This window comes from Kitasatospora sp. NPDC001159 (genome assembly GCF_053598235.1).
In genome coordinates, this window is the sequence record NZ_JBSFJV010000200.1 from 1 (window position 1) to 5,654 (window position 5,654).

Sequence of the window (5,654 nt, forward strand, 5' to 3'; positions counted from 1 at the left end):
GTACTTCATCGGTGCGGCCATCGTGGGGCTTCCTTCCATGCTCCCCATCTGAACCGCTGTCAGCTTCTCCCGCATCCCGGGGGAGTCTCAATCAGCCGCCAGGAACCGTTCTGGTTCGGTGGCCTGCCGTCACTGGTACGCGTCGACCGTGGCAAGGAGTTCCTGTGCGCCACAGTCACCCAGGCGCTGGGCGCGTTCGCGGTCCCGGTCCAGGACCTGCCCGCCTACACCCCGCACCTGAAGGGCACGATCGAGCAGCTGAACGACGCCGTCGAGGAGATGCTGCTGGTCTCACTGCCCGGCTACACCCGCCGCCCCCGCCCTGTCGGCGCCAAGGACTCGGCGGTGGGGGAGGAACTGCTGTCGTTCGCGGCGTTCGTTCAGATCCTGCTGGACTGGGTGGGCTGGTGGAACACCGAGCACCGTCCGGCAGGGCTGGGCGGTGCGCTCACTCCACAGATGGCATGGGAGCAGGACCCGACACCGGTCGAGGACGTCCCGCCCGAGCACCTGGTGCACTTCGCTCTGGAGGACGACGGCCGCACCCGGAGCATCACCACCAGCGGCCTCACATGGCGCCGCCGCGCGTACGTGGCCCCGTGGATGGTCGGCCGCGCGGGCACCAAGGTGCGAATCCGGCACCTGCCCCACAACGACCTGCAGATCGAGGTCTTCGACGCCACCGATCCCGCCCGGCACCTCGGTTCGGCGTACCTGGCCGACCAGGCCAGCGAGGAACAGCGCAAGGCCCTGCGCGCCGCCCGCGACGCTGCCGCGCGAGCCCTCCGGGCGGACTGGAGGGTCGCCGAACGCCTGCGCCGCGACCGCTTCGGCGCGGTCACCGCACCGGAGCGGCCGCAGCCGCTGGCGGCACTGACCAGCGCCGAGGCCGCCCAGCAGCTCGCCCGTACCGGTGAGCGGGACCTGGCGGAGCGGGCGCTGCCGGATCTGATCCCGCCCAGGGAGCCTCCCGCTTCCTGGGCCCGACCGATTCCCCTCCAGCCGACCACAGCACCGGGCACCGACGCTGGCCAGGACACCAGCGGTGACAGCGCGGATTGCCCACCGTCGTGTTCCTGAGCCCGGTGCCGCAGCGAAAGGACCGATGCGATGACCACCACTGGCCGTCTGGGCCGTCTGCTGGCCGGCACAGGCCGTTCTCCCACTTGGCGAACGCCTCCAGGGCAGCGGGGTAGTACTCGCGCAGCAGGGAGCGGAGCTGGTTGGCCATCTGCTGCCGGTTCCAGGTGGCGTCCTGCTGGGCGCGGGCGAGGACGGCGATGGCGCGGGCCAGGTCGCTGTCGTCGGGCAGGGGCCGGTGGGCGTGCATGTCGGTGCGCAGGATGTTCGCCAGGACCAGGGCGTCGCCGGGGTCGGACTTCTTGCGGGAGACTGCATGCCGGTCGCGGTAGCGGGCGGCGGCCATCGGGTTGATCGCAAAGACCTGTCGCTGCCCGGTCCGCAGCACCGTAACCAGCAGGCCGCGCGAGGTCTCGATCGCGACCGGGATCGGGTTGTCCTCGGTGTCTCCGTACTCGGCGAGCAGGTCCAGCAGCAGCTTGTAGCCGGCTGCGTCGTCGGTGATGTGCCGCTTGGCCAGGAGCTGGCCGCTGTCGTCGACCAGGGCGACGTCGTGCGTTCGTTCGGCCCAGTCGATACCGCAGTAGATCAAGTTGTTCCCTCCCCAGGGACACGGATGTTTGCGCTGGTCACGAGCACATGCGGGCCACGCAGCGACCTAATTCCAGGACTCGGCATCAGGGCCGGTCCGCCACCTCACTAGCCGTTCGTGGCACCAGCGCACCCCACGGGCCCCGGTCTGTCGCGGGAGCTCGGCGGCTCGGGCAATTCGAGGGGTCACCGCGCGGCGGGCTCGCACCACCAACACCAACGAGTGATCAAGATCTGGGTGTTGACAGTGGTGGCGGCCGGGAGGACGCCGGAAGGCGCTCGCGCTACGTGGAGGCATTCCAGCCAGGTACCACCAAGGCGTCCGTCCGGCGCCCACACGGCCGCCACCACCACGAGCGCCAGGGCCGTGTGCCGCTCTACCGGGAGACCTCAACGGCCCGGGTGATTCCAGGCCTTAAGCCCCGGCGCTCGAACGGACCGGTGGCAACCCCTGGCTCCCACCGACCGGTTATCAACGAATTAGGCACCACCGCAGGTACCACCGTAGGTACCCCGCCGCCTTCGCCCGTTGCCGAGCGTTTCCGCAGCTCAGAGACGGTTTTCTGGCTGCCGGAAAATGCGACATCCCCCTCTGTCTGCTCCTTTCTCCTGGTCTTGGTGGGATGGGTTGGGTCTGTGGTTGTGCGGTTGGACGGCGGTGGTTTCTCCCCTGCGGGGCTGTTGGGTTGTGTGGGCGTCCGGCGGTGCCGGCCGCACCGCCCGGGTCGGCGGCCACCGGGCCGCACCCGGATTCGTCGAACGAACTGTGAGCAACCCGTCGTCCGCCCGGCGACCCTCCGGCCCCGGGCGTGGCTCGTGCCCTCGGCCCCCAGCAGCGCCCCCAGGGCCGCCAGTAGCCGCCCTGGAGCCACCTCGCCGCCGTCCCGGCCCCACCGGCTCACCCCGGACGCCCCACAGCCTGCCCCGCGGCCCGCCGACGCCTTCGCCGCGCTGCGCCACATCCGCGCCCCGGCCGCCGTCCTGGAGAACGCGCTCTACCACGCCCAGGCCCTCATCGAGCAGCCCCACGCTGGCCCGCTCCTCCTGGAGGCCGTTGAGGGCCTGGCCGCCGTCAGAACCTGCCTAGCCGCGACCGCTTACCGCCTCCTGAACCGACGTCGAAGTGCTGCCCGTTCTCGTGAACAGAGCTACGCGCCCGGCCTCGGCCGTGCCTGCGGCCTTCCCCTCCCCCGAAAGGTGGCCATGCCCCACACCTCCGCCACATCCGCCCGCCCGGCCTGCGCCGCCCTGCGGCGCCTGCCCCGCCTGCGCCGCCTGACCCGGACAGCGATGGTGACCGCCGTCGCCACCCTCGCCCTGGCCGTGGCCCCGTTGGCCGTACCGCACGCCGCCCTGGCCGAGGGGACGGACAACCGCGACGCCTTCCAGAACCTCGGTTCGGCCGACCAGCAGGACTGGATGGGCAAGGTGGGGGCGACCACGCCGCTGACGGCGATGTCCATTCCCGGCACCCACGAGACGCTGGCCGTGCACGGGGGTTCCAGCGCCCAGACGCAGCAGGACTTCGGCGACAGCGCGGCGACGCTGTCCGCGCAGTTGGACCGTGGGATCCGCGCGGTCGATATCCGGGTCCGCATCATCAACGACAAGTTCGTGATCCACCACGGCCCCTTCTACCAGAACGCCAACTTCGACGACGTCCTGACCAAGGCGAAGGCCTTCCTCTCGGCCCACAAGGGCGAGACCCTCCTGATGCGCCTGCGGGCCGAGTGTGACGGCTCCACCTTCAGCTGCACGGACGACCACCCGACGGCGAGCCACACGGCCCTCTTCGACGCCTACGCGAGGCAGTACGCGGGGCTGTTCTACAACAACGGCAAGCGCAGCGACCCGCCGACGCTGGGCCAGGCCCGCGGCAAGATCGTGCTGTCCGTCTTCAACGCCGACAACGGAGGCTCCTACGGCCTCAACGGCTTCTCGGACCACACCGAGGACACCTGGAACGCCACCGACGCCCCGGCCAAGTGGAGCCTGGTCAGCAAGAACCTCGCCGCGGCCGGCTCGGCCCCCGCCAACCAGACCTTCGTGACCTACACCTCCGCGTCCCGGGCACCGTTCAACCTCGTCCCCTCCGAGTACGCGGGGGGCTACAGCGTCCTGCGCGGCAAGGACCTGGTCTGGGTCGACGGCGTCAACGTGCGGCTGATGAACTACCTCAACAACGACACCGCCAACCGCCGGCTGGGCATCGTCATGATGGACTACCCCGGCTGGGCGCTGGTGCACAACATCATCGCCCGCAACGCCTACTACGACGCCCGGGGCACCAGCCCGGCGATCTGGCTGGTCAAGCCTGACAAGACCTACGTGGACAGTAAGTACGGCCGGTGCATGACCCGCGGGCCCCAGTTCGACAGCTCCGGGCAGGGCGGTGTGGTGCAGCAGCGGGCCTGCCAGAGCAACCCGCCCAACAGCCAGCAGTGGCAGGCCGCCTATCCGTCCACCTTCGACAGCCTGGGCTACTACTGGATCAAGGCCGCCAACGGCCAGTGCCTGACCGTCCCGTGGAACAACGGGACTCCGCCGTCGGCCGGGATGGAACTGTTCTGGTGGCCCTGTGAGACCCGCTGGATCTCCGACAACCAGATGTGGAACATCATGCCCACCAATCTCGCCAACCAGGCGGCCTACAGGTTCATCAACAAGTGGACGAACCTGTGCCTGATGGTGGATCCGGCGACCGCCTCGCAGTCGGGCGGCAAGGTCGTCCTGGGCAACTGCCCGGCCTGACCGGACCACCCCGCCACCTGGCCCGACGCTGCACCGCGTCGGGCCGGGCCCGGCCGTTCGAGCCGTACACGGACACGGTTACCCACCTTTCGAGCGAGGGCCGGCAATGAACCGGAATTCGAGCTCGGCGTTGGACGACACGGCTGCACGTCGTTGGCGAACCGCCCGTGGGGCCGGCCGGGGTGGGCGTCTCGCGCAAGAAGTCCGACCACCTCGACGCGATGGTGCGCTGGCGAACATCCTGCGTACCGACGCCGACGCCCACCGGCAGCTGCCGGCCGACAGCGAACTCGCCCAGGCCGTCGCCGTCCTTGCCCGCGCCCAGCAGGACGCCGTCTGGGACCGCACCCAGGCCGGCAACAAGCTCCGCTCCCACCTGCGCGAGTACTTCCCCGGCTACCTCGCCGCCGTCCAGCCGATCACCGGCGGCCTCACCGCGCCGCTGGCCCGTACCCTGCTGGCCACCGCACCCACCCCCGGCCAAGCCGCCAGCCTCACCCGCACCCAGCTCAAGGCCGTGCTCAAGCGCGCCGGCCGCCAGCGCGGCATCGAAGCCGAGGTCGAGCGCCTGCACGCCGCCCTCCGCGTCCCGAAAATGCGCCAGCTCCCGCTGGTCGAGACCGCGATGGGCCGCCAGACCCTGGCCCTGCTGGGCAAGTTCGAGACCGCCTGCACCGCCGCAGACGACCTCGCCGAAGCCTCCGTCGAGCTGTTCGAGCGCGTCCTGTGTCGCGGCCGGTACGCGGTCGGCGGGCAGCCGGGTCTGCGCCTGTGCCAGGGCGCGCTCGGTGTGGGCCGGTGAGCCTCCCACCCACCGGGGGAGGCTCACCGGGTGGTTCTGCGTGTTCACAGGTGTTCGCGGGTCCAGGTGGTGAGCCAGCCGATCAGGGCGGTGCCCAGGGCGGTGGCGGCTCCACGGATCAGGCCGTTCACCGCGGTTCGTGACAGGTGGCGGGACAGGCGCTGTCGGCGCTCCTTCTTGCGGTGGGTGGTGTGCTTCCCGGTCGTGGTCGAGACGGTCATGGTCGGCCTCCGGTCGATGTGTTCGTAAGGGATGTCTCACGGCGGTCACGGGTGTGGGATTCACCGGTTGCCGGCCGCCGCTGCCTGAGAGCATGCGCAGGCCGGGATTTTGTGCTCAGAAGCCGTTATCAATCCGGGCGTGATCGTGTGATTCCCGCTGGTCAGGCATGACGCGGAGGGGTGTGCGGGCAGTATTGGCGCGTCGTGTC

3 protein-coding genes and 2 pseudogenes are annotated in these 5,654 nt (G+C 70.3%); 3 read left to right on the plus strand and 2 right to left on the minus strand.

Features of this window, described 5'->3' with window-relative positions:
• Positions 1-1,080, plus strand: a 1,080-nt coding sequence (locus ACWC9T_RS40480; protein WP_449826038.1) for a Mu transposase C-terminal domain-containing protein, incomplete at its 5' end; no start/stop codon positions are given.
• Between the two features lie 61 nt (positions 1,081-1,141).
• Here the strand turns inward: ACWC9T_RS40480 and ACWC9T_RS40485 are convergent.
• Positions 1,142-1,672: pseudogene (locus ACWC9T_RS40485) on the minus strand (IS110 family transposase); the annotation flags it as partial.
• Between the two features lie 1,202 nt (positions 1,673-2,874).
• Between ACWC9T_RS40485 and ACWC9T_RS40490 the strand changes: the two are divergent.
• Together ACWC9T_RS40490 and ACWC9T_RS40495 are read left to right on the plus strand one after the other, a co-directional pair.
• Positions 2,875-4,422, plus strand: a complete 1,548-nt coding sequence (locus ACWC9T_RS40490; RefSeq protein WP_449826039.1) for a phosphatidylinositol-specific phospholipase C domain-containing protein — start codon at positions 2,875-2,877, stop codon at positions 4,420-4,422.
• 188 nt (positions 4,423-4,610) lie between these two features.
• Positions 4,611-5,137 (plus strand): annotated as a pseudogene (locus ACWC9T_RS40495) (IS110 family transposase); the annotation flags it as partial.
• Between the two features lie 131 nt (positions 5,138-5,268).
• Here the strand turns inward: ACWC9T_RS40495 and ACWC9T_RS40500 are convergent.
• Positions 5,269-5,445, minus strand: a complete 177-nt coding sequence (locus ACWC9T_RS40500) for a hypothetical protein (protein WP_449826040.1) — start codon at positions 5,443-5,445, stop codon at positions 5,269-5,271.
• Between the last annotated feature and the right edge of the window lie 209 nt (positions 5,446-5,654).